The sequence below is a fragment of the Acinetobacter silvestris genome (genome assembly GCF_002135235.1).
In the GTDB taxonomy this organism is placed as follows: Bacteria; Pseudomonadota; Gammaproteobacteria; order Pseudomonadales; family Moraxellaceae; genus Acinetobacter; species Acinetobacter silvestris.
Map to the genome: position 1 here is coordinate 505,903 of NZ_NEGB01000002.1, position 24,066 is coordinate 529,968.

The 24,066-nt window shown below is 38.2% G+C and carries 20 protein-coding genes, 2 tRNA genes, 1 other RNA gene and 1 pseudogene; 11 read left to right on the forward strand and 13 right to left on the reverse strand.

Features of this window, described 5'->3' with window-relative positions; translation table 11 throughout:
• The first annotated feature begins 123 nt into the window (after positions 1 to 123).
• Both gltA and B9T28_RS05590 read left to right on the forward strand, forming a co-directional pair.
• Positions 124 to 1,401, forward strand: a complete 1,278-nt coding sequence (gene gltA / locus B9T28_RS05585; protein ID WP_086202953.1) for a citrate synthase — start codon at positions 124 to 126, stop codon at positions 1,399 to 1,401.
• A gap of 141 nt (positions 1,402 to 1,542) precedes the next feature.
• Positions 1,543 to 3,345, forward strand: a complete 1,803-nt coding sequence (locus tag B9T28_RS05590) for an aminopeptidase P family protein (protein WP_086202954.1) — start codon at positions 1,543 to 1,545, stop codon at positions 3,343 to 3,345.
• 55 nt (positions 3,346 to 3,400) lie between these two features.
• Here B9T28_RS05590 and B9T28_RS05595 read toward each other — a convergent pair whose 3' ends face one another.
• Complete coding sequence (locus B9T28_RS05595) at positions 3,401 to 4,081, reverse strand: YARHG domain-containing protein (protein ID WP_086202955.1); 681 nt, start codon at positions 4,079 to 4,081, stop codon at positions 3,401 to 3,403.
• 118 nt (positions 4,082 to 4,199) lie between these two features.
• On the opposite strand from B9T28_RS05595, the gene B9T28_RS05600 reads away from it, so the two are divergent.
• The gene (locus B9T28_RS05600; protein ID WP_086202956.1) at positions 4,200 to 4,784 is read left to right on the forward strand and encodes a DUF2306 domain-containing protein; all 585 of its coding nucleotides are present in this window, start codon (positions 4,200 to 4,202) and stop codon (positions 4,782 to 4,784) included.
• Positions 4,785 to 4,818: 34 nt separating this feature from the next.
• Here B9T28_RS05600 and B9T28_RS05605 read toward each other — a convergent pair.
• The 3 genes and pseudogenes from B9T28_RS05605 to B9T28_RS05615 form a co-directional block, all read right to left on the reverse strand.
• Positions 4,819 to 6,591, reverse strand: a pseudogene (locus tag B9T28_RS05605) (flavin-containing monooxygenase).
• A gap of 17 nt (positions 6,592 to 6,608) precedes the next feature.
• The gene (locus B9T28_RS05610) at positions 6,609 to 7,454 is read right to left on the reverse strand and encodes an SDR family NAD(P)-dependent oxidoreductase (protein ID WP_086202957.1); all 846 of its coding nucleotides are present in this window, start codon (positions 7,452 to 7,454) and stop codon (positions 6,609 to 6,611) included.
• A 36-nt stretch (positions 7,455 to 7,490) separates the two neighbouring features.
• Positions 7,491 to 8,447, reverse strand: a complete 957-nt coding sequence (locus tag B9T28_RS05615) for a metal-dependent hydrolase (protein WP_086202958.1) — start codon at positions 8,445 to 8,447, stop codon at positions 7,491 to 7,493.
• A 293-nt stretch (positions 8,448 to 8,740) separates the two neighbouring features.
• Here B9T28_RS05615 and B9T28_RS05620 point away from each other — a divergent pair, with 293 nt between their 5' ends.
• The 3 genes from B9T28_RS05620 to B9T28_RS05630 all read left to right on the forward strand — a co-directional run bounded on the left by B9T28_RS05620 (position 8,741) and on the right by B9T28_RS05630 (position 12,267).
• Entirely contained in the window at positions 8,741 to 9,238 is a 498-nt protein-coding gene (locus tag B9T28_RS05620; protein ID WP_086203053.1) for a hypothetical protein, read from the forward strand.
• Between the two features lie 356 nt (positions 9,239 to 9,594).
• On the forward strand, positions 9,595 to 11,220 hold the full coding sequence (locus B9T28_RS05625) for an NAD+ synthase (RefSeq protein ID WP_086202959.1): 1,626 nt from the start codon (positions 9,595 to 9,597) through the stop codon (positions 11,218 to 11,220).
• Between the two features lie 6 nt (positions 11,221 to 11,226).
• Entirely contained in the window at positions 11,227 to 12,267 is a 1,041-nt protein-coding gene (locus tag B9T28_RS05630) for a hypothetical protein (protein WP_086202960.1), read from the forward strand.
• A 173-nt stretch (positions 12,268 to 12,440) separates the two neighbouring features.
• Here the strand turns inward: B9T28_RS05630 and B9T28_RS05635 are convergent.
• Positions 12,441 to 12,517, reverse strand: a tRNA-Met gene (locus B9T28_RS05635).
• A gap of 167 nt (positions 12,518 to 12,684) precedes the next feature.
• Between B9T28_RS05635 and B9T28_RS05640 the strand changes: the two genes are divergently transcribed.
• Positions 12,685 to 13,089, forward strand: coding sequence for a hypothetical protein (locus B9T28_RS05640; RefSeq protein WP_086203054.1), 405 nt, complete (start codon positions 12,685 to 12,687; stop codon positions 13,087 to 13,089).
• Positions 13,090 to 13,296: 207 nt separating this feature from the next.
• On the opposite strand, the gene B9T28_RS05645 is transcribed toward B9T28_RS05640, so the two are convergent.
• From B9T28_RS05645 to coaD, 4 genes are all read right to left on the reverse strand, one after another.
• Positions 13,297 to 13,373 (reverse strand) — tRNA-Met (locus tag B9T28_RS05645).
• A gap of 63 nt (positions 13,374 to 13,436) precedes the next feature.
• Positions 13,437 to 13,813, reverse strand: an RNA gene (gene rnpB / locus B9T28_RS05650) — RNase P RNA component class A.
• 26 nt (positions 13,814 to 13,839) lie between these two features.
• Positions 13,840 to 14,103 (reverse strand): YfhL family 4Fe-4S dicluster ferredoxin, encoded by a 264-nt coding sequence (locus tag B9T28_RS05655; RefSeq protein ID WP_086202961.1) that lies wholly within the window; start codon positions 14,101 to 14,103, stop codon positions 13,840 to 13,842.
• A gap of 1 nt (position 14,104) precedes the next feature.
• Positions 14,105 to 14,596 (reverse strand): pantetheine-phosphate adenylyltransferase, encoded by a 492-nt coding sequence (gene coaD / locus B9T28_RS05660; protein ID WP_086202962.1) that lies wholly within the window; start codon positions 14,594 to 14,596, stop codon positions 14,105 to 14,107.
• A gap of 141 nt (positions 14,597 to 14,737) precedes the next feature.
• Between coaD and smpB the strand changes: the two genes are divergently transcribed.
• Complete coding sequence (gene smpB / locus B9T28_RS05665; protein ID WP_086202963.1) at positions 14,738 to 15,214, forward strand: SsrA-binding protein SmpB; 477 nt, start codon at positions 14,738 to 14,740, stop codon at positions 15,212 to 15,214.
• A 50-nt stretch (positions 15,215 to 15,264) separates the two neighbouring features.
• Here the strand turns inward: smpB and B9T28_RS05670 are convergent, their stop codons facing one another.
• From B9T28_RS05670 to rluD, 3 genes are all read right to left on the reverse strand, one after another.
• Positions 15,265 to 15,816: a flavodoxin family protein gene (locus B9T28_RS05670; protein ID WP_086202964.1), complete on the reverse strand. Its 552-nt coding sequence runs from the start codon at positions 15,814 to 15,816 to the stop codon at positions 15,265 to 15,267.
• Positions 15,817 to 15,855: 39 nt separating this feature from the next.
• On the reverse strand, positions 15,856 to 16,596 hold the full coding sequence (gene pgeF, locus B9T28_RS05675; protein WP_086202965.1) for a peptidoglycan editing factor PgeF: 741 nt from the start codon (positions 16,594 to 16,596) through the stop codon (positions 15,856 to 15,858).
• Between the two features lie 214 nt (positions 16,597 to 16,810).
• Entirely contained in the window at positions 16,811 to 17,863 is a 1,053-nt protein-coding gene (gene rluD, locus B9T28_RS05680) for a 23S rRNA pseudouridine(1911/1915/1917) synthase RluD (protein ID WP_086202966.1), read from the reverse strand.
• Positions 17,864 to 17,934: 71 nt separating this feature from the next.
• Here rluD and B9T28_RS05685 point away from each other — a divergent pair, with 71 nt between their 5' ends.
• Both B9T28_RS05685 and B9T28_RS05690 read left to right on the forward strand, forming a co-directional pair.
• Positions 17,935 to 18,957, forward strand: a complete 1,023-nt coding sequence (locus B9T28_RS05685; RefSeq protein ID WP_086202967.1) for an outer membrane protein assembly factor BamD — start codon at positions 17,935 to 17,937, stop codon at positions 18,955 to 18,957.
• A gap of 125 nt (positions 18,958 to 19,082) precedes the next feature.
• Complete coding sequence (locus tag B9T28_RS05690; protein ID WP_086202968.1) at positions 19,083 to 20,972, forward strand: DNA primase; 1,890 nt, start codon at positions 19,083 to 19,085, stop codon at positions 20,970 to 20,972.
• A 12-nt stretch (positions 20,973 to 20,984) separates the two neighbouring features.
• Here B9T28_RS05690 and hemA read toward each other — a convergent pair whose 3' ends face one another.
• Positions 20,985 to 22,271, reverse strand: a complete 1,287-nt coding sequence (gene hemA, locus B9T28_RS05695; protein ID WP_086202969.1) for a glutamyl-tRNA reductase — start codon at positions 22,269 to 22,271, stop codon at positions 20,985 to 20,987.
• Positions 22,272 to 22,349: 78 nt separating this feature from the next.
• Here hemA and B9T28_RS05700 point away from each other — a divergent pair, with 78 nt between their 5' ends.
• Positions 22,350 to 24,062, forward strand: coding sequence for a tetratricopeptide repeat protein (locus B9T28_RS05700; RefSeq protein WP_213032967.1), 1,713 nt, complete (start codon positions 22,350 to 22,352; stop codon positions 24,060 to 24,062).
• Positions 24,063 to 24,066 lie beyond the last annotated feature (4 nt).

The following is a 24,066-nucleotide window of genomic DNA, read 5'->3' on the forward strand; positions in this document are numbered from 1 at the left end:
TATAATTGACAAAATTTCAGTACTCACTAAGCTAATAGCAAATTTTGATCCGTCTAATTCGTACATTAGAAAATGACGATTTCGAGTTAGATAAAACATTCACCGGGACAGGAGATCTATTGAATGTCTGAAGCAACTGGCAAAAAAGCCGTATTACAGCTTGATGGCAAAGAAATTGACTTACCAATTTACAGCGGCACATTGGGCCCAGATGTAATTGACGTTAAAGATGTATTGGCCTCAGGGCACTTTACTTTTGATCCTGGTTTTATGGCTACAGCAGCTTGCGAGTCTAAAATTACATTCATTGATGGTAATAAAGGTGTTCTTTTACACCGTGGTTACCCAATTGATCAACTTGCAACGAAAGCTGATTACTTAGAAACTTGCTACTTATTGTTAAATGGCGAGCTTCCAACGGCTGAACAAAAAACTGAATTTGATGCAAAAGTTCGTAACCATACTATGGTTCATGATCAAGTAAGCCGTTTCTTCAATGGTTTCCGTCGCGATGCTCATCCGATGGCAATTATGGTTGGTGTAGTTGGTGCGCTTTCTGCGTTCTATCACAACAACTTAGACATTGAAAATGTTGATCACCGTGAAATTACAGCGATCCGTTTGATTGCTAAAGTTCCTACGCTTGCTGCGTGGAGCTACAAATATACAGTGGGTCAACCGTTCGTTTACCCACGTAACGACTTAAGCTACGCTGAAAACTTCTTGTACATGATGTTTGCTACTCCAGCAGATCGTGATTACAAAGTTGACCCTATTCTTGCAAAAGCAATGGATCGTATTTTCACGCTTCATGCTGACCATGAACAAAATGCGTCTACGTCTACAGTACGTCTAGCAGGTTCTACTGGTGCTAACCCTTATGCATGTATTGCTGCGGGTATTTCTGCACTTTGGGGCCCAGCTCATGGCGGCGCAAACGAAGCTGTTCTTAAGATGCTTGATGAAATCGGCACTGTAGAAAACGTTGCTAGCTTCATGGAAAAAGTGAAAACTAAAGAAGTTAAACTTATGGGCTTCGGTCACCGAGTTTATAAAAACTTCGATCCACGTGCAAAAGTAATGAAAGAAACCTGTGATGAAGTTCTTGCTGCTCTTGGCATCAACGATCCACAACTTGCACTTGCTATGGAACTTGAACGTATTGCGTTGTCTGACGAATACTTCATCAAACGTAACTTATACCCTAACGTAGACTTCTACTCAGGTATCATCCTTAAAGCGATTGGTATTCCGACTGAAATGTTTACTGTAATTTTCGCTCTTGCACGTACTGTTGGTTGGATCAGCCACTGGTTAGAAATGCACAGCGGTCCTTATAAAATTGGTCGTCCACGTCAACTTTACACTGGTGAAGTTCAACGTGACATCCAAGGTCGTTAATTCGAAAGAATTGATTGATTTAAAAAAACCACCCTCTTGGGTGGTTTTTTTATGGTTATTTCTATTAATATAAGTTGAATCACCATCATTATATTTAAGTACATCACCTATTATTCCAAGCCATCATAAAGCGAAAATGTTATGCATTTATATACGGTTTCAGAAAAGCTAGAACAACTTCGACAACAGTTAAAAAACCAGAAAATTGATGCTTTCATCGCTATGAGTGCAGATCCACATCTGTCTGAATATTTACCTGATTATTGGAAAATCCGTGAATGGTTAACCGGCTTTACCGGTTCAGTCGGAACCATTGTCGTGACTCAAAATTTTGCAGGCTTATGGGTAGATGGGCGTTATTGGGTACAAGCAGAACAACAATTGGCTGAAACTGGCTTTATTTTACAAAAACTAACTCAGGATGAATCTTCCACCCATTTAGCTTGGTTAGCACAACATTTACCATCTGGAGCCAACATTGCAGTCAACGGCCAAACCATTTCCGTTCAGCAATTCCAAGCGCTCAATAACATTGCACAAAAATATAACTTTAGACTCGACACTCATCATGATTTAATCACGACAATTTGGACCAATCGCCCTGCCTTGCCTCAGCGCCCCGTATCCCTTATGACTGAAGGATTAAATGCATTTAGCTATAAAGAAAAAATCGACTTAATACGCCAACATTTAAACAAAAAATCAGTTGCGGCACATTTTATTTCAGCTGTAGATGATATTGCGTGGATTTTAAATAGCCGAGGCAGCGATGTTGAATACAATCCTATTTTTTTAGCTCACTTATATATTAATACGACACGAGTCGTTCTTTTTATTGATTCTGCCAAAATAAATGATGTAGTTAGAGCACAGTTCCATGTGGATGGTATTGAAATTTTCCCTTACGAAGCTAGTATTGATTTTCTAAACCAGATGACAGATCAATCCATTTTAATTGACCCCGCTAAAGTGACGATCTTACACGAGTATTCTCTGAGAAAAGAGATCAAAATTACTCACGATATCAATCCAAGTACACTCCTTAAATCATGCAAACAGTCTAGTGAAATTGCACATATTCGCCATGCCATGCTTAAAGATGGCGTTGCACTGTGTCATTTTTTCCACTGGCTGGATACAGCACTTTCCCAAAATACACCGATCAGCGAACTAAGCATTGATGAGAAAATCTCAGCGTTTAGAGCACAGCAGCCCGGTTTTATTGGCCTCAGTTTTTCAACGATCGCTGGTTTTAATGCCAATGGTGCATTACCGCATTATCGGGCGACGCCAGAACAGTATTCTATGATTCAAGGTGATGGTTTATTACTGATTGATTCAGGTGGTCAATATGTCGATGGCACCACGGATATCACTCGTGTTGTCCCTATTGGTACACCAACTGATATGCAAAAACGTGATTATAGTTTAGTTTTGAAATGCCATATTGCACTTGCTCAAACCAAGTATCCTGAAGGTTTAGCAGCGCCATTACTTGATGCCATATGTCGAAATCACTTATGGCAGTATGGTTTAGACTATCGCCACGGCACGGGTCACGGCGTAGGCTATGCCTTGAATGTACATGAAGGCCCCCAAGTACTTTCATACTACGCACCGATTAGTCCATACTCAAAACTGAGAGAAGGAATGATTACATCGAATGAGCCAGGCTTATATCATGAAGGTCAATATGGTATTCGTATTGAAAATTTAGTGGTTAATCAACTGGTGCAATCAAATAACAATAACTATGGTGATTTTCTCGAGTTTGAAACACTAACCCTCTGCCCAATTCAACTCAACTGTATTGTTAAAGAGTTATTCACAGCTACTGAAATTGATTGGTTAAATACTTATCATCAAACAGTTCGTGAGAAACTTGCCCCACAACTTACAGGTGAGGTTTTAACTTGGTTAATTGACAACACTCAAGCCATTTAAAAGTAAAAAAATAAAAGCTCAAAAATCTTTTGAGCTTTTATCAATATTTACTCGATTAACGTCCCCACTGCATTTTTTCCATATAAGGACGAACTTTCTTAATCCTTTGAATATTCGTTTTCTCAATGGCCGTTAATTGTGCTTCAACATTGGTATTGCACGGCATATACCAATTTTCAGTTGCAAAATAACTCGCTACTTGTTTATTGGCAAATGAATAACCATGGCGTGCATAAATCGTATTACGCATTAAATCTAAATCTTCTGGAGAGATTTGTAAATCAACATCTTTTAATAAGCGTTGAGAAGCTTCTGGAAAAGCACCTTCTGTAAGCTGATAACGGCACTGTTGTGGTTTTAGCTCAAAAAATTTAGGTTTTACATTTCCTAAACTTGACTCCCAACTGGCTTCAATTTTATTCGGCTGATTCACATCCATCACCAATGTAAATGTTCCACTGCTGGCTTTAGGTCCACTTTCTACGGCTATCGCTTTGTATGCTTTTGAATTGGGTGTCCCACGGACTTGACCCGAAAAGTTCTGCTTATTTGCACCTAAAATGCTATAACCTGTTAATTGCTTATAATCGAGAGTTTGAATAAAAACTGTTATTTTCCGTTCATCATATTCACCCGTCCATGATTTTTGAAATTGCTTTAAATCATTAGCTAAACTATGTTGTGTAAATGCTAAGGCTAAACATGTAAACAGAGACACTTTGTATGTATTTTTCATTATATAATCCTTTAAAATAACTCTAAAAAATTGCATGAACACTCTAAATAGTCGTTACCTCAAGCGTTATGCTTTATATGTATTCATTTTTATACCATTTACTTATCTCTGTTATCTTATGCTAAAAATATGTTTTCAATATTTCCCATGGCAAGATGATGCATATTTTTTAGCCTTAAAACAAGATGTGGTTCACACTCAACCTTGGCAATTTGCCTTTAAAACCCATGTGTTGGTGAGTAGCATGGTTCTCATTGCAGGTTTTACTCAATTTTTTTCAGCTTTTAGAAAACACTATCCACAACTTCATCGCTATTGCGGATGGCTCTATCTCGTGAGTGTGCTCTTACTTGCTCTCCCGAGTGGCTTTATTCTGGCTTTATCCGCTGCTGGAGGCTTTGCGACACAACTATGTTTTGTACTTCTCAGTTTTGCTTGGGGTTTCAGCACCCTCACTGCACTATATAAGGCCTTACAAAAACAATGGCCTGCACATCGTAACTGGATGATTCGGAGCTTTGCATTAAGTCTTTCAGCACTGAGTCTACGCTCTTGGAAAATACTGCTCTATCAACTACAACCCTATTTTGAATGGTTAACCCCAATTCATATTTATCAACTCGAAGCATGGCTAGGTTGGATTGTAAATTTATTAATTGCAGAACTGATTATCCTCTTCCTATACCAAAGAAAACCCCGATAAATGACTTACCGAGGTTTTCTGTATTTGCATTAATTTAAGCAACTATATCGTAATTTTTTAAATTCAGTTCACTCAATTGCTGCTTCAATTTTTTCAATGACCATGGCCAAGCTGCAAAGTTTCGACCATTCTGATCGAGATAATAACTCTTACACCCGCCACTATTAAACACTGTAGTTTGCAAATGCTTTTGTACCTTTTGATTATACTGACGAACCACATCTTTTTTGACTTCAAAACGGGTAAATTTCAAATCTCTCATATTCAACAAACCATTGACGATATAATCAATCTGCGCTTCAGCAATCCCAATAAATGAATCATAAACCAAAATATTTGGACCAAGCACCAAAAATGCATTTGGCACGTTTTCAATACTGGTACCTAAATAAGCTTCTGGTGAAGTATCTTTCCATAAATCTGCAAGCAACTGCCCGCTCGCATTAGATACACGCTGACCAATTGGAGGATGAGAAACCTCAAATCCTGTACCCCAAATAATGACATCAACTTCATGACGTTCACCATTGGCAGATACCACTGTATTCCCATCTATTTCAATTAAGCCATGCGGAATAAGTTGAGTATTGCTCGCTTGTAAGGCTGGATAATAATTATTTGCAAACAATAAACGCTTACAACCAATCGAAAAGTTTGGGGTCACATCTTTACGCAATTGATCCTGATCAATTTGCAGTTTTAATAATTGACGACTTAAAAAATTTATAGGTTCTAATATTTTAGGATGACGTAAACCAAAGTTAATCACATTAAGCGTGTTTGCTATCGCGCCACGCCATTTTTGTTGAATGACTGGAAATTTTTCAATTAAAGCTTTACCTGCATTCCCCAAAGGCATATCTGGTTTTGGCAACACCCATGGTGCAGTTCGCTGAAATACAAATAACTCTTTTGCGAGTGGTTGAATTTGTGGAACGAACTGAATCGCCGATGCCCCTGTACCAATGACAGCAATGCGTTTACCTTTCAGATCATAGTCATGATTCCATTTGGCTGAATGGAACATTTCACCTTTAAAAGTTTCAATTCCTTTCAGTTTTGGCATTGAAGGTTCAGTAATTGGCCCAGTTGTAAAAATGACTGTTTTCGCTAAATACTGTCCTTTCTGCGTTTTTAAAACCCACTGATGCTTGACTTCATTCCATTTCGCACCAATCAACTCATTATCAAATTCAATTTTTTCATTAATATTAAATTGATCTGCAACTTCTTCTAGATAGCTTAAAATTTCAGGCTGTTTGGCAAATAAATGACTCCATTTGCTACTTGGTGCAAATGAAAATGAATACAGCGCTGATGGCACATCACAACCACATCAGGGATAGGTATTTTCACGCCAAGTTCCACCGACACGCGCAGCCTTTTCAAGAACCACATAATTATCATAGCCCGCTTTCTTCATTTTAACGGCAGCTGCAATGCCTGAAATTCCAGCCCCAACAACAATCGTGTCATACACTCGTACTGGATTTTCATTTTGAGCAGCAACTGTATTTTTAACACTTGTTTCTGCTTGCTCCTCACCTTTTACAGCAACAGCGGGTTTTACCTTAGGCTCAACCGTAGTTTTTAATTTTGGTTCTGCTTGAACCTCAGTTTTATTTTCAATCTTTGATTCAACAATGGCTTTAATTTCTAATGCCGTATCTTGTGATGTAACTTCATCACCCACTTCAGTTATGAGAGATTTATTCAATTCTACTTTTTTGGCAACCGTACCGACTTTGGTCTTTCTTTTTGAAGTCTTTGCTTTAGGTTGTTGCTCTAATATTGTCTCTGTTGTCATCTTAATATACTCAAATCTTATTTTACGTATTTGCTAAATAATGGATAACCAATACCCAGCAACTTAGCATATAGGCTTGGTGATGCGCGTTTCATTAACCAGAAAAGCTTGGCATCAGGCTGTGGAATGGTATACAGCTTGCCTGCATCCAAGTTATTTAAGGTTTTAACTGCGACTTTATCACTGGTCGTAAAAGCATGATTCATCATTAAATTATCTGCCAAACCAGAATAACGACTAGGTAAGCGACCATTTTTCATAATGTTGGTTGGAACTAAGGTTGGGCAAAGCACATTGACCTTGATATTAAAGCTGTGTAATTCGGCTGAAAGTGTTTCTGATAAGGCCAAAACACTTGATTTAGTCACGTTATATGCAGTCATTTCTGGGGCAGCGGTAAAACCTGCAGCGGAGGCAACATTAATAATTGCCCCATAACCCTGTTGTTTAAACTTCGGGACAAAGTAGTGACAACCATGAATAACGCCCCATAAATTGACATGCATACACCATTGCCAATCTTCTAAAGAGACTTCATCAAATTTCCCGCCCAAGCCTACACCAGCATTATTAATGAGCAAAGTTACAGGATGGTTCATCAACTTTTCCGCGTTATCTGCTAAAGCTTTAACTTGTTCTGCATTCCCAACATCACATTGCACGGCAAAAGCTTTACCTGAAGCCTGGCTTTCAATCAGTTGTACGGTTTCCTGCGCAGCATCTAAATTTATATCTGCACAAATAATAATTCCACCACGCTTAGCCAGTTCCATTGCAAAACTACGACCAATCCCACTTCCAGCGCCAGTTACCACAGCATAAGCATGCTGAGTTGAAGGTACTTTTTTCGAAAAAATTCCCATTTATTTGATCCGCTCTAATTTTGAATTGATGTTGTTTTACACACGTAATGCTGGGGTAAATTCTTTTACAAAATACGGTGCTAGAACCCCATCTACTGGATTTAACAATGTCTCTTTGTAATAAGCTAAAAATGCAGAAGTATCATGATCATTGGGATGGAAATCTGGACGCAAATAATCAAAAATATGCTTTAAGCTACTGCCATAGACACCATCTTTTAAGCCAAAAATCAGTTGAAAACTATGTGGAATATCTTTCCAATAACTCAATCGAATGAAATTTTTCGGGTCACGATAAAATGGAACAATCAAAGAAGCAGCAGAGATTAGTCCTAAAATCGTAATCAATGCGGGGAAAAAACCGGCAATACGTAAAGCATAATTATTAGATAAGGTTTGGAATACATCATAAGCAATATCTTTATGCTCAGATTCTTCCAACATATGCCACATCCAAATCGCACGCTGCTTTTCATCTTGTGAACGGAAGAAAATTTCCTCATGGTTCATCATATATTCAGCCAGTACCGCAGTAAAATGCTCAATACCCGCCATCAAAGAAAGTTTCATCGGTTGTGGTAAACGATTCAAACCATAGTTAAAAACCCAACCCGCCCACGTGCGAAATAATTTGACAGGCAAATCAACATCCACCAATGCATCATTTAATTCCTCGTGCATTTTAGAATGAATCGCCTCTTGACCAATCAATGAGGTTACTCGCTGTTTAAGTAGGGGATCTTTAATAAAATCTCGATGATAACGTGCGGTATCAATTACCAAATCTTCACCAAAAGTTAAGAAAATTGATAACGAGGCAAAATATGCACTGGCTAACTCAGCATTTAAGTAAAATTTAGGATCAATTTTTTTAGGATCAAAATCAAACTTCATATGTCGAATGGGAATAATGGCTGATTGCTTTTCAGCACTAAATGGCGATGCAGCAAAAATTTTTGCAACAGTCTTTTTGATTGGTTTAGCTAATATCATGGCGGTATACTCTTTATTCAATTTATAGATCATCCAAAGTTTTTCAGCGCTATGGATTTTATTTTTGAGTAAAAACTCTAATTTCTATGTTTAAAAATTACGCCATCACCTTGCATTTTCCATTAGCAATTCAGGTCAAACCATTAGCAATTTATGACGACTTCACAATGCTGTCTGACAATTTATTTCATAAAATGCAAAAAAACACTTATGCCTTTAAAAGTAAAAAATTAAGATCTTATGATATTATTTTAAGAATATGATTTATCTAAATTATGGGGGACTTAAATGACATGCTGAATGTCAATTGGATACTCTTCAAGTTATTAAAACTAGAATCTTTTAAATGCCGCTCCTTGACGGAGGGTGAAATTAAAATATGTAAAACCGTATTTGGTGATTTAATTAATTATCAACCTGTCAAAATAATGAATCACCCTTACTTACCTTGGCAGCCTGCGGGAATTTTAATGGCTCCAAAAGGCTATCTTCATTTAAAAAATGCAGATTACTGTGATGACTTTAGCCAACAAAATTTAGCCTATCAGGCTATTTTTATCCATGAAATGGCACATATTTATCAGTTCCAAAGAAACATTAATGTGTTCTTCTATGGGGCAATTTTACAGATTGCGTTCTATTCGACTTTGGGAAGATACAATCCCTATAAATACACACTCAAAGCGCATAAAACTTATTTTGATTACAACATTGAGCAACAAGGTGATATTGCTAAAGATATTTTTCTGCATAAAATAGAAAATATAATTTTACCAACAACACCTTCGTAAAATTTATCTTTGTCATTCAAGCTATCATAACTTGATATTTTACAGCAGATATAGAGACCAATTCCAAAAAAGTCACTGCTTTTTATCAGGAAAATACTCTAAATGAATCATCATATTATGTTGGAATTGAATATTATGATTTAAACGCTGGCTTCTGTTGGTTTTTAAGATAAAATAGCCATTGTCTGTAATTTTTGCTTTGCAAGAAAACAAAGATTTTAATCATGTATGAATGATTTTATATTTCGCCGTTGGGCAATATTTTAAATGTCTAATTACACACAGTTGAATAACTATAGATATAAAAATCAACAAGTTGTGTTCACACCACCCTATAGGAATAGGATTTAATTTAAATGAAAAGTTTTAAAATTGCTTTGGCGCAATTCTCTCCACACATTGGCGACATCACATCTAATGTTCAAAAAATGATTGAACAAGCCAATGAAGCTAAAAAACAAAATGCAGAAATCATTGTTTTTCCTGAACTATCTACTATAGGTTATCCAGCAGAAGATCTATTACTTCGTCCAAGCATCGCAAAACGCACACTTCAAGCCTTTGAACAACTTGCATCAGTAAAAGACATCGTGATGGTGTTCGGTTTTGTCAACAATACTGAAGATGCTCAACGTTACAACTCTGCCGCAGTCATGAAAGATGGGCAGGTGTTGGGGGTTTATAATAAACAAACCTTACCTAATTATGGTGTATTTGATGAACAGCGCTATTTCAGTGCGGGTCACCAACATCTAGTATTTGAATATTTAGGGCATAAATTTGGTGTACTGATTTGTGAAGATGTCTGGTCATTAGACACAGTTCAACAATTGGCTAAATTAAATGTAGAATCGATTCTGGTACTAAATTCATCACCATACGAAGTGGGCAAGCCACAACACAGAATTGAAACACTGAAAGAATTATCAAAACAGTTAAATATTAATCTTATATATACCAACCAAGTCGGTGGTCAAGATGATTTGATTTTTGACGGTAGCAGTTTCGTAATTAACAATAGTGGTGCTATCGCATTCCAAGCACCAAGCTTTCAAGAAGGCTTGTATGTTGTCGATTATGAAATCGAAAATAAAGCCTATAAAATTATTGAAGCAGCACCTCCCCTTACAACTATGGCTGAGATTTATCAAAGTTTAGTCATGGCGACACGCGATTATGTGCAACGCTCAGGATTCCCTGGAGTTATCCTAGGTTTATCAGGTGGTATCGATTCAGCATTAACACTGGCAATTGCTGTGGATGCTATTGGTGCAGATAAAGTGCAAGCCGTGATGATGCCTTATACCTACACCTCACAAATCAGTGTAGAAGATGCAACTGAGCAAGCTAAACGTATGGGCGTAACTTTTGGTATTGCCGAGATTCACCCAATTGTGAACAGCTTTATGCAAACGTTATTCCCATTTTTTGGCAATTTACCAGCAGATGCGACTGAAGAAAATCTTCAAGCACGTGCACGCGGTACATTACTAATGAGCTTATCTAATAAATTTGGTAATCTCGTATTATCTACAGGTAACAAATCTGAGCTTGCCGTAGGTTATTGCACCCTTTATGGCGATATGGTCGGTGGCTTTGCAGTATTGAAAGATGTATATAAAAGCATTGTTTTTGAATTGGCAAAGTATCGTAACAGTATCAGTGAAACACCTGTCATCCCTGAACGTGTGATTACTCGTGCACCTTCTGCTGAACTTCGTCCAGATCAAAAAGACCAAGACTCATTACCAGCATATGACGTACTGGATGCAATTCTCTATGCTTATCTTGAAGAAGATATGAGCCAAGATGACATCATTGCCAAAGGCTTCGAGAAAGAAATCGTTGAGAAAGTCATTCGTTTAGTCGACTGTAATGAGTATAAACGCCGTCAAGGTGCAATTGGCCCACGCATTACTTCTCGTGCATTTAATCGCGAACGTCGCTACCCGATCATCAATGGCTGGAAGCCTGGTGTTTAACAAGCTGTGAATAAAACACCTGTGATCCAATCGAGCTTTGCTCAAGAATTTGCTCAAGCACTTTTGCTTGAGCAGGTTCGTTTTACCCAACAACAATTATTAAGCCCTGAAAATAATACTTATATTAAACAATTTGTGCATCAGGTTTATCACCATTCAAATAAGATTGTATTAAAGGATATTATTCAACTCGAGCAACTTCAACAAGTCGTACAGAAATATGCCTTTGAGCTAAATTTGGGTGCAGAAATCCTAGAATTTATTGGCGTCGTTGCACAAAAAATTCACCGCTATGCTATTCATAGCCAAACACAACTTAATGATTTATTGTCCGATGAATCTTTTGAATTATGGTTATTTAAAATTTTAGAGTTAGAACAAGTTCGTCATTATATTCAACAGAATTTACAAGATAATCCACAAATCCAGCAACTCAGTTTACAAATTGCCAATCAAATCCTTGAAAACAATACGCCTTGGCTTGATCATTTACGTAAAATGAACCTCAAACCTCATGGCCTAAGCGCAAAAGTACTGGGTTTTATTCAAGATCAACAACAATTCATTGAACTTAAACTAGAACAACAACTTGCTCAGGTATTCATTAAACAGATTGGCAACATCATTCTTTTACCAAATGAAGAGCTTGCAGAAATCAGCTTACATTTGTGGTCAGATATCAAACATAGAACACTTAAAGAAACCTTTTCACAGTTTCAATCTATCGACTTTGAAGAGTTTTTTATTCTGGTCTATGAAACATGGAAAGAGCTTCGTCAAACTGAATACATGCAACAGCTCATTTTAAGCGTCGTTGATGGCTTTTATGAATATTTTGGCGAATACACACTTCAGGAACTACTGCATTCTGTCGGTTTAAATGAAGATGATTTATTGATTGAAGCACTCCGTTTTATGCCATATAGCCTAGCCGCTTTAAATGAACATGGCTTACTCAATGACATGATTAAGAGTCTGATTGCACCATTTTATATGAATGAACAAACACATCAATTTATAGAGAATTATTTGGCTGAAAAAGCTTAATTAAAATATTATTTTAAATAACAAAATTTAGGAAAATTTTTCTTTATTTAGAATCATACGCTTATAGTAAAAAAATCATAAGATGAGAATAAACATGCATATTGAGATTTAAATTTAATTTTCTATTTTTCCACATAAAAAAAGACCATGCTAGTGAGCATGGTCTATAAAAATGGTGGCTATGACGGGATTTGAACCTGTGACCCCCGCATTATGAGTGCGGTGCTCTAACCAACTGAGCTACATAGCCATAAACTGTGCGCGCATTATCTAAATTTCTAACACATGCGTCAAGTACTACTCAGCACTAATGATCACACTTTAAACAATTGATAATTATATGTTTAAAATTAATACATATTTATTTAAATTTATTCGGCACAATAGATAAAAACATAATGAGCACTCAACATGACAATGAAATTTAAATTATTTACGCTCTTTGCATTTACAACAAGCTTAAGCGCTTGCCAGATTATTAGCCCTATTTTTGTAGATTATTATGATGTACGAATGGATGTTGCAAAATGGATTAATCGACATCAACTATTAAGCATGCAACAAAAACGAAGCTTAGTGCAACTCACGAGAGCTCAACAAAAACTCTATAATATTGAAAGCATACCCGAAGAACAAAAAATCCAAATCGCACGAGAAAACAGTATTGCAATGTACTGTGCAGAGCTACATCTGAGTCAACGTAAGATTAAACAGCTACAGAACATTATTTTTGACGAGGCAGAACAACAACTTATTTTTACGTTTTATGATCAAAAATTTCCAAAAATTAAATTAGATATCAATAATATCCAGTGTGATTAAGCCCCACCCGTATACCAGATCAATCATCCAATAACGATGGCTTATTATTAACCTTTATGATTTACAAATCTTAATCATCTATGTATGCCATCTCAAAGCAAACCGAACCATCTGGCAAAACAGTTACTTACAATTCAATGCAGCTAAAGATATTTTAGAAAATTACAGATAAAAAAAGACCATGCTAGTGAGCATGGTCTATTAAAATGGTGGCTATGACGGGATTTGAACCTGTGACCCCAGCATTATGAGTGCTGTGCTCTAACCAGCTGAGCTACATAGCCTTAAACTTGTGCGCGTATTATCTACTGTAAACAACAGTACGTCAAGCACTAATTTAAAAAATTTATTGAAGTGAGCCGATAAGCCGGGTTCTGTCGTGAACGATCATTCCTCTAGGCGTACAATCACTCGTACGCTCAAGCGACCTACCCGAATCCAGCACGGGCCGTGCCTCAGGATTCCTATTTGGTCTTGCTTCTGGTGGGGTTTACCTTGCCGTGAACTGTTACCAGACACGCGGTGCGCTCTTACCGCACCCTTTCACCCTTACCTCCCATTTCTTCGAAAAGAAACGTTTATGGAGGCGGTCTACTCTCTGCTGCACTTGCCGTCGGTTTACACCGCCCAGGCGTTACCTGGCACCCTGCCCTATGAAGCCCGGACTTTCCTCCCCTGTTTCAATCACGGAGATCTACGCAGCGACGATCGTCTGGCTCACTTCGGGGCGAATCTTAACAAATTTCCAAGCTAATTACTGGTGTTTTTTTGAGCAATCAGTTTTTTATATTTTTCCATCAAATCATCATGACTTTCCACATGATTTGGATCATGCGGAATACAATCTACTGGACAGAAAAGTTCACACTGCGGTACATCATGATGTCCGACACATTCAGTACACAAATCAGGATGAATTTCATAGATGAGTTCACCCATGAAAATCGCCTCATTCGGGCATACTGGCTCACAGACATCACAATTGATGCATTCATCGGTTATATATAAAGACACTCTACCAACCTTGTTGATGCTTACGATTAAAAGCTTCTACGACACATTGTGGTACAAACTTACTCACATCACCTTTTAAGCGTGCAATTTCTCGAACCATCGTCGAGGAAATAAATGAAAATTGCTCAGAAGGTGTCAAAAATACGGTTTCAAAATGTTGGTCTAATTGACGATTCATATTTGCCAATTGAAATTCGTATTCAAAATCTGAAACGGCGCGTAATCCCCGGAGTACTGCAGTTGCATTTTGTTCACGCGCAAAGTTTACCAACAAGCCATCAAAACCGACAAATTCTACATTAGCAAGATGACTTAAAGATATTTTCGCTAATCTTACTCGCTCATCCAAACTGAATACTGGATTTTTATGATGTCCAATTGCAATTGCAACAACGACCTCATCAAACATTCTTGCTGCACGAGCAACTAAATCAACGTGACCATTGGTAATTGGATCAAACGTCCCCGGATAGATGACACGAGTTTTAGACATCCATTTTTACTCTAGTTTGTTATTTGTACCTATAGTTTACCAAAAACTTAGTTTTTAGCGAACATTCTGCTTAAATTTGAAATCACTTCACCTTATGATGAGTTTAAGGCAAAATATGTCTAATCTTGGAATATTTGTATTATGTCGAAAACAATCGTGGTTAAAAAAAATAATGGTGGAACTATCGCGCAAAATAAACGTGCGCGCCACGATTATTTTATCGAAGAAAAATTTGAAGCAGGCCTATCATTACAAGGTTGGGAAGTAAAATCATTACGTGCTGGACGTATGACGATTACTGAAAGCTATATTCTTTTTAAAAACAATGAAGCTTTTCTTTTTGGCGCACAAATTCAACCGTTGTTGTCAGCTTCGACCCATATTGTCCCTGAAGCCACACGTACCCGCAAACTATTACTGTCGCGTCGTGAAATTGAAAAGTTACTCGGAGCTGTAAACCAAAAGGGTTACTCATGTGTGCCTTTAGCGTGTTATTGGAAAGGTCGCTTAGTCAAACTGGAAATTGCACTGGTTAAAGGTAAGCAATTACATGATAAACGCGCGACAGAAAAAGACCGAGACTGGCAACGTGATAAAGCCCGTATCTTCCACAAATAAAGTTGTAAACCATAAAAAACCTCCAATTGGAGGTTTTTTTAATTTCAATCTTAATTTAAGCGATTCAACAAGAGCCCGAGATATTCACCAAATCGAGCGGCTGTTTCCAAATCCCCTTCAGGTGGCGTGATTTCAGCAGGTGCATTATCGGACTGGGTCATTAAGCCCAAAAAGCTCGACATACGGTTAATATCTTGCGCACCACGTCCGGTAGGCATAAAAGGTAAACCTGCCCACAACATCCCATGCTGCATAGCAAACAAATTAATTTGTTGTAATACTGCTAACTTATCGCCACTCAAACCACCACCATTGGTAAAACCAGCAGCGAGCTTACCCTGCCATGTTCGAGCCAACCATCGTTTAGACGATTGCTCCATAAATTGCTTCAAGGCTGAGGTCAGACTTCCCATATAAGTCGGACAACCCAAAACAATCGCATCTGCTTGATCTAGTCTCTCCCAATCCACATGTTCAATGTTCATGCAGTATACCTCTATGCCGGCTTGCTGAGCGCCTTGAGCAATAAAAGATGCAACCTTGGCAGTGTGTCCGTATGGACTATGATAAACGATGGCTAGAGATTTTGAAGATAAAGACATATCAATAAAAGCAGTAAATTTTAATGAAGTTTAACAGTTTCAAGCCATAAACACGAATGTTGCCATGCGTCCCGTTTTTGCTTCACGGCGATAGGAAAAATATTCGTCCACTTGTCTATAACTACACTGGTCGCCACCAAGTACAGTTTCGACCCCGTGCTGTTTCAAGATATAACGTGCAATGGCATACAGGTCAGCATAAAACTTGCCCACTTGCTCGCCGACTTGAAAAGCACTATCTAATTCTGGATATTGACCACAAAAAGCCAATTTTACTTCTGCACCAATTTCAAAGTTCGGCTGACTAATTGCCGCACCCAACCATGCCCACGTCGGCTGAGACTGCATTTCAGCAATGGTATTTTCAACAATACCTTGTGCCAAGCCTCGCCAACCTGCATGTAAATTGGCAATTTCACTCCCTTGAGCATTACCCAAAACAATCGGTAAGCAATCGGCAGTCATCATCATCAAGGCATGCGCTTTACGCTGCGTAACCAGACCATCCCCTTCTAATGCTGCAAATGGAATTTCTTCATTCACAGTATGACAAATGGTGCTGTGAGTTTGTGTCATCCAAGTCATTTTATTGACGCCATAAGTGGCAAACTCATCCAATAAAATCATACGATGTTTTTGCACACGTTGTGGGTCGTCTTGTACATGCAATGCTAGATTGAAGCCCTGCAATTCAGGTAGCGCGGATAGCAAGGCCTTCGGATGTTGAATATGGGTTTGCCCCACATAGATTCCTTGAGGTAAACCCTGAACGAATTGCATGTGATTACACTCTCCCTGATACTTCAAAATCAAAAGCTTGAATTAGACTAGCAACAGACTTTACGACTATTGAGCAAAATTTTATGTTGATAGCTAAATTACCCACATCAATAGCAACGTATACCTAATATGGAGAATCCTATTTAAAATAAATTTTATTTTTAAATAGGATCTAACTCCATCATACTGAATCTACTCCTCAGTACATCAAATATTAATACGCTTTATTTTCTTTACGCAGCACTTCTACCAAAGCAGCAAAGTCTTCTGCCCAAGGTGCTTCAAACATCATTTCTTCGCCAGTACGTGGATGGACTAAGCCCAATTTAGACGCATGTAAAGCTTGACGTTTAAAGCCTCTTAATGCCTCGGTTAAGGTCTCAGAAGCACCTGCAGGTATACGAATCCGCCCTACATAAACAGAATCACCCAATAAAGGATAGCCAAGATACATAAAATGCACTCGAATTTGATGGGTACGCCCCGTTTCAAGTTGCGCCTGTACTCGAGTAAAGTTTTGGAAGCGTTCCTTAACATTATAATGCGTTACCGCATCACGTCCGCCGGGTAATACTGCCATTTTGATACGATCAACTGGATGGCGTTTAATCGGCTCATCAATCGTTCCACCGGCAATGATCGTGCCATAAGTGATCGCATCATAAATACGATAAACTGATTTCTTAGCAAGCTGCTTGCTTAAAGAAAACTGTGCTTCCAAAGTTTTCGCAACCACCAATAAGCCACTGGTGTCTTTATCAATACGATGTACTAGACCTGCTCGAGATAATTCCGCCGATTTTGGATGATGATACAAGAGCGCATTTACCAAGGTTCCGTTTGGATTGCCTGCGCCAGGGTGCACAACCATTCCAACATGTTTATTGATGATGAGAATATCATCATCTTCATAAACAATATCTAAAGGAATATTTTCAGGCTGTGCTGTAGTTTGAGCTTCTAGCTCTACATCCAAAGTCAAATGCTCTGAACCATCACATTTGTACTTTGGCTTAACAATGTTACCATTCACCAACAAATGACCAGCTTGCATCCACTGTTTCAGTTTTTCACGTGAAAAATCACTCCAAACTGTGGCTGCAACTTGGTCAATTCGTTGCCCTAAATAGCTTTCATCCAGTTGAAATTGCAACGATAAACGTGTTGCAGTTGAGGCAGAAGTATGATTATCTGCATCCTCAGAATCTTCAAGTAAATTGAAATCATTTTCTGGGACATTAGAATTAGAAGATTGTGCTGAAGTCATTTGCTCATTCGGACAAAAGTGGTTTAATAGCGCAATTGTAGCCTATTGCCCGTATAAACAGAGGAATTTTTATGTCGCTACCACATTATAAAGTTACAATGCTTGCATTATCCTTAGGTTTAGCAACGGCTTTAGTGGGCTGTAGCAGCAATCCGAAGAAAGAAATTATTGATACTGGGCCAAAATCCAGTGAGCAAATTTATTTCGATAAGGCCCAAAAAGCATTGGATCGTGGACAATATGGCGATGCAGCAAAATCACTAGAAGATATTGATACCTATTATCCAACAGGTAATTATGCCCAACAGGCCCAATTAGAATTACTCTACGCTAAATTTAAACAAAAAGATTATGAGGGTACTATTGCCCTTGCAGATCGTTTTATTCGTCTAAATCCACAACACCCAAATGCAGACTATGCCTACTATATTCGTGGTGTGGCGAATATGGAACAAAACTATGACAACTTAATGCGCTACACCTCATTAAAACAAGCGCATCGTGATGTCGGTTATTTAAAAGTTTCTTATCAAAATTTTGTTGATTTTATTCGCCGTTATCCAAGTAGCCAATATGCTGTAGATGCTGCGCAACGAATGAAATTTATTGGTCAAGAATTAGCTGAAAGTGAAATGAATGCTGCTCGTTTTAACATTAAACGCCAAGCTTGGTTAGCTGCGATTGAACGCTCACAATGGGTTGTTGAGCATTATCCTCAATCGCCACAAATCCCTGAAGCATTAGCAACCATGGCTTATGCGTATGGTCAACTCGGGGACACAGCGACGGCTCAACAATATATCAATGTACTGAAACTTAACTATCCACAGCTTGTAAAAGCAAATGGTGAAGTAAATTTACGCGCTGCACGTAAAGAAGGCAGTTGGTTGAATCGTGCTACTCTCGGTGTTTTAGGTCGTCAAGAAACCACTGAAACTCAAGAATCTACGGTACAAGAAAAGTCATCAGCAACTGAACATAGCTGGTTAAACCGAATGAGTTTCGGCTTACTAGATAAATCAGGACAGCAACCCACTTCAGGTGACTATACCCCTGTAAATGAAAGCTTAAACGATAGTCAGCGCAACAAATAAAATTGTATTGAATAGCATAAAAAAGATGGGTTTTTACCCGTCTTTTTTATGCTTTGATATTTTTAAAATCAAATCTACGTTAAACTGAGCACTTTAATTTCTCAAGTTTAAGTCTGGCTTCTTTTATGGCAATTCCACAGCATACGATAGATCAAATTTTAGATCGGACAGATATTGTCGATTTAATTGGTCAACGTGTGAAATTGAAAAAGACAGGACGTACCTACTCAGGTTGCTGCCCATTTCATCAGGAAAAATCGCCATCATTCCATGTTTATCGGGATAAACAATACTTTCACTGCTTTGGTTGTCAAGCTAATGGTAATGCTATTCGCTTTTTAATGGATCTTGAAAGTCGAAATTTTATTGATGTCATCAAAGATTTATCCAGCCAAACAGGCATTGAGCTACCCCAAGATAATCAAGATCATAAGCGGCTTTCCTATAAACGAGAAATACCAAAAGTTACGGCTACAGCAACGACTCTTCCCCCATCAGTACCGCAATCCTCTGATGTTGAATCCGCCATTACCATTCCAACGGATCCTTTTGAAGCTTTTCAAAATTATCCAGATTTTGATCCAGCTCAATACGATTTTGAAGTTCCGCAACAACCCATCACTCAAGATGGAAACCTATACGATCTGCTAGAAAATGTAGCGCAGTTCTACGAACGGCAATTACCACAAAGTAAGAGTGCCCAACAATATTTTAAAAAACGTGGACTCAGCGCAGAAACCATTCAGTTCTGGCGTTTAGGCTATGCACCCGAGGACTGGCAACACTTAGAAAAAGCCTTTCCACAAGATATTGAAGGTTTAAAACTGGTCGGTTTAATTCGCTCCAGTGACAATGGTCGTGACTTCGATTTATTACGAGAGCGTGTCATTTTCCCGATTCGAGATCCGAAAGGACGTATTGTCGGTTTTGGTGGTCGTGCTTTAAATGATGAAATCAAACCCAAATACATCAACTCACCTGACTCTGAAGTTTTTCATAAAAACCAACTACTCTATGGTCTTTACGAAGGACGCAAACAAAAAGCGCAAAATTGGCTGATGGTTGAAGGTTATATGGATGTCATTGCACTTCAGCAATATGGCATTTCAGGGGCAGTCGCAACGCTAGGAACTGCAAGCAACACCGAACATTTAAATATTCTATTTAAACAAAACAATCAAATTACCATCGCCTTTGATGGGGATGCCGCAGGCCAAAAAGCGGCACGTCGAACTTTAGAAATTGCACTGCCATTATTAAATGATGGTCGCGAACTCAAGTTTTTTGTCATGCCTAAAGAACATGATCCCGACTCTCTCATCCGTAAAGAAGGTATTGAAACCTTCCACAGAGAGTGGCAACAAGCACCGTTACTTTCAGATTTTGTCTTTGCACTCCTAAGCCAACAATATGACATCACCACACCCGAAGGTAAAAGTCAGGTGATGGCTGAACTGAATCAACTAACCGAATTATTACCCAAGCTCGGTTCATATCGTTATCTGTTACGTCAATTTTTTAGAGAAAAACTGGGGTTTAATAAAAAATGGCAACCACAAGTCAATTTAGATGCTTCACTCTCTTTTAACATTCGCACCAAAGATGAAGATTTTGCAGTGGCCATTTTAATGCACCACCCCTTCTTATATATTCACTTTGAAGTGTTACGTGCCTTTATTCAACCACATGAACTGTTGGCACAAGTTCTAGCCACTTTTGACAAAATTTTTGATGAACTACCAGATAATCAAGAATTAGCTACTTATTATATTTTAGGTGCATGTAGTGCATATCATTTAGAACTTGCAGAAATTATGCAGCGTACCAATATTCAAACACTCACCCACGCCCCTGAAATGGCTGACAAATTAGCGTCGGAATACAGTTTAGCCTTACAAGAAAAGTATCTCAAAGATAAACTCAAAGCACCACAATCACTAATTGAATCGCGTAATTTAAGACAACAGCTGAACGAGCTAACCAAAAAAATTAGTTTAAAACTCATTCATAGCTAAAGAAAAAGGAGATTAATGTTGTTTGGGCTTACGTTGATTTTGGAAAATTTCATCTAAATTTTCCTGTAACCATTCAAAGTGTGAAGGATCGTCGTGTTGGGCAGCATTCCGTAATAACATAGACGTTGGATGTAAAAGTTTCTGCGTCAGTCGATGTGCAAAATTTTCTAATACTTTTTCAGGGTTTTCACCGGCTTTTAAATGCTCCAATGCGAATGCCAACTCGACATGGCTTAGCTGTTCGCCTTGCTCACGGTAATGACTAATCGTCCCACCCGCTTCATGCACTTTTTGTTGTGTAATTAACTGTGTGACCAGCTGATTGACCATCACTTCAGCTTCTACCGCAGCTTGTCTACGCTGTGCCAAATTTTCATCAATGACACTTTGCAGGTCATCCACACCGTAAAGGTAAACACCATCTAAGGTTTCTACTTTTGGATCAATGTCACGCGGTACAGCCAAATCAACCATCAGCATTTGTTTATAACGACGTTTTTTCAGCGCCGTTTTCACATCTATAAATGAAATAACCTGATGTAAACTCCCAGTACAACTCGAAATAACATCTGCACGATGCAAATGTTGTGCAAGCTCAGTAAAAGGAATCACCTCAACCGCAACACGCTCATTGATTTCTTGTGCGAGTAAGTCAGCCCGTTCTTGTCCACGGTTACAAATCAGAATTTTAGCCACGCCCATTTCAGCCAAATGCTTTGCTACAAGACTGTTCATTTCTCCTGCAGCAACCACCATTACGGTTAGTTTTTCAGGCTGACTAAAGACTTGTAAGGCCAATTGTGCGACTGAATAGCCCATCGATACCGCATGACTACCCACTGCAGTTTCAGAACGAACCCTTTTCGCTGCATAAAATGCATATTCAAAAATTTGATTTAAATTTTGTGAAACAACTTCGGCATCTTTAGCTAAAGAAAGGGCTGTTTTGACTTGACCTAAAATCTGTGGCTCACCAAGCATTAAGGAGTCTAGCCCACTGGCAACGCGCATCAAATGTGAAACTGCATGTGCATCCTCATAACGGTACACATGTTTTGACAATTGTTTTACATCAATACCATTGGTTTGGGCGAGCCAATCTAATACCATTTCAGCATTCTCTGCCATGGCATAGACTTCAGTACGATTACATGTAGAAACTACCACCATATCATTTAAAAATTGATGCTGATGCTGTACTGCAAGTAAATCCTTTAAACGTTCAGGATTAAAAGCAACTTGCTCACGTAGCTCTACAGAGGCAGTTTGATGATTGACACCTAATGCAAAGAAAGACATATCAGATCATCATTTCGCTAAATTTATGCTATTGTGCAATAACGGTGTCATAAAAAGCATTACTTGGATCAAGAGAAATTGTGTCAAACAAACAGCCGAATAAACGGCATGAATATAAAGCAATATTCTACCACATTCTTATTGATGGGTAGCATCGCGTCTAGTGCTCATATTAGAGCATCTGGAGAAATATATCATACAAAATATAATACTGAAGCTATAAAACAGAGTATGATCGCTGAGTTTGCCTTAGCCTATCATGATACAGCAACGGCTTTACATAATTATACGGTACTGGCAATCCGCAGCGATTCGACCACAGTCAAGCAACGTGCGCTCAATGTTGCGATTGAACAGAATGATTTAAAAGCCGCCCTAGATATTGCGACACATTGGGTCGTACAAGAACCAGAAGATATCCCTGCAAAATTCTATTTAGCACACATCGCATTAAAAACGCATGAATATGAATTGGCTGCTGAAACTCTGGATAGCATTCTTACCATCGATCCAAATGCCGATTTAGAAAAAATTCTAGAAGGGATTGCGCCAGAATCTGAAAAAGATCGACACAACTTACTTAAGACATTGCGTGCCAGTAAAGAAAAAGAAAATCCCTCTGTACTTATTCTGATTGCAGGTTTAGAGGCACAGAATAATGAAATTGAATTGGCTTTAAAAACAGTCAATAAAGCACTCCGAAAGCGTCCAAAAACCACAGGTTTTATCCTAATGAAAGCCAACCTATTAATGGCTTTAGGCGATGAACAAGCAACAATAGACTGGTTTGAAAACAGCAGCAAAAAGCACAAATATAATTTAGATATTCACTTAGCTGAAGTTCGGTATCTGATCAAAATCAATCAGCCTGAAATTGCACTTGATAAGCTTAAAAAAATCATTAAAACATGGCCAGATGCAGAAGAAGCTTTATTCATTGCAGGCTTAACGGCTATTGATTTAAAAAAATACGATCAAGCTGAACAGTACTTGGTCGAACTGCGCTATTCAGCACAATATCAAAATGATGCCTACTTTTACCTTGCCGTAAATGCAGAACGTAAACAACATTTTGAAACAGCTAAAGCCTATTATCGACTGGTAGATGGCAATTTATATACAGTCTCTAGACGTAATTTAATTTCAATTTATGATCAACAACAAAAACTCAATGATGCCTTACGTTTTTTAACGCAGGAACGTGTTAATTACCCACAACACGCGAGTTTTTTATATCAAGCACAGGCTGAAATTTTAAAAAAAATGAACAATAAAAAAGCAGCTTTGCGCTTACTCACTGAGGCGGTTAAAAACCTACCCGATGATCCTGAAATTTTATATTCAGGAGTGTTATTGCTCGACCCATTTCAAGACCGTGATCAACTAGATAAGGCTTTAAAAAAACTACTACAACTTGAACCGAATAGCCCAACCTATTTAAACGCCTATGCTTATACTTTAGCTTTGCAAAATAGACGCTTAGATGAAGCGCGGAATTATGTAGAACATGCCTTAGAATATGCACCAGAACAAGCTTCAATTTTAGATACGCTGGGCTATATTAGCTTTTTACAAAATGACTTTGAAACTTCATCTAAGGCTTTAGCGAAAGCCTATGAAATTAGTCACAGTGTGAATATTGGGGTGCGTTATGCCAAATCTTTATACATGCAAGGTGCTCTACCCGAATTTAGTCATGTGTTACAACAATTACAACAAAATCACCCCAATGATCCGCAATTAGAGCCATTAAACTCGTTATTGTTACCGCAACACCTTAAAAAGAGTTAACTAT

Coding starts and splice junctions, on each gene's coding strand:
- gltA (WP_086202953.1), top strand. CDS start 124: ATGTCTGAAGCAACTGGCAAAAAAGCCGTATTACAGCTTGATGGCAAA.
- B9T28_RS05590 (WP_086202954.1), top strand. CDS start 1,543: ATGCATTTATATACGGTTTCAGAAAAGCTAGAACAACTTCGACAACAG.
- B9T28_RS05595 (WP_086202955.1), bottom strand. CDS start 4,081: ATGAAAAATACATACAAAGTGTCTCTGTTTACATGTTTAGCCTTAGCA.
- B9T28_RS05600 (WP_086202956.1), top strand. CDS start 4,200: ATGCTAAAAATATGTTTTCAATATTTCCCATGGCAAGATGATGCATAT.
- B9T28_RS05610 (WP_086202957.1), bottom strand. CDS start 7,454: ATGGGAATTTTTTCGAAAAAAGTACCTTCAACTCAGCATGCTTATGCT.
- B9T28_RS05615 (WP_086202958.1), bottom strand. CDS start 8,447: ATGATATTAGCTAAACCAATCAAAAAGACTGTTGCAAAAATTTTTGCT.
- B9T28_RS05620 (WP_086203053.1), top strand. CDS start 8,741: ATGCTGAATGTCAATTGGATACTCTTCAAGTTATTAAAACTAGAATCT.
- B9T28_RS05625 (WP_086202959.1), top strand. CDS start 9,595: ATGAAAAGTTTTAAAATTGCTTTGGCGCAATTCTCTCCACACATTGGC.
- B9T28_RS05640 (WP_086203054.1), top strand. CDS start 12,685: ATGAAATTTAAATTATTTACGCTCTTTGCATTTACAACAAGCTTAAGC.
- coaD (WP_086202962.1), bottom strand. CDS start 14,596: ATGTCTAAAACTCGTGTCATCTATCCGGGGACGTTTGATCCAATTACC.
- smpB (WP_086202963.1), top strand. CDS start 14,738: ATGTCGAAAACAATCGTGGTTAAAAAAAATAATGGTGGAACTATCGCG.
- B9T28_RS05670 (WP_086202964.1), bottom strand. CDS start 15,816: ATGTCTTTATCTTCAAAATCTCTAGCCATCGTTTATCATAGTCCATAC.
- pgeF (WP_086202965.1), bottom strand. CDS start 16,596: ATGCAATTCGTTCAGGGTTTACCTCAAGGAATCTATGTGGGGCAAACC.
- rluD (WP_086202966.1), bottom strand. CDS start 17,863: ATGACTTCAGCACAATCTTCTAATTCTAATGTCCCAGAAAATGATTTC.
- B9T28_RS05685 (WP_086202967.1), top strand. CDS start 17,935: ATGTCGCTACCACATTATAAAGTTACAATGCTTGCATTATCCTTAGGT.
- B9T28_RS05690 (WP_086202968.1), top strand. CDS start 19,083: ATGGCAATTCCACAGCATACGATAGATCAAATTTTAGATCGGACAGAT.
- hemA (WP_086202969.1), bottom strand. CDS start 22,271: ATGTCTTTCTTTGCATTAGGTGTCAATCATCAAACTGCCTCTGTAGAG.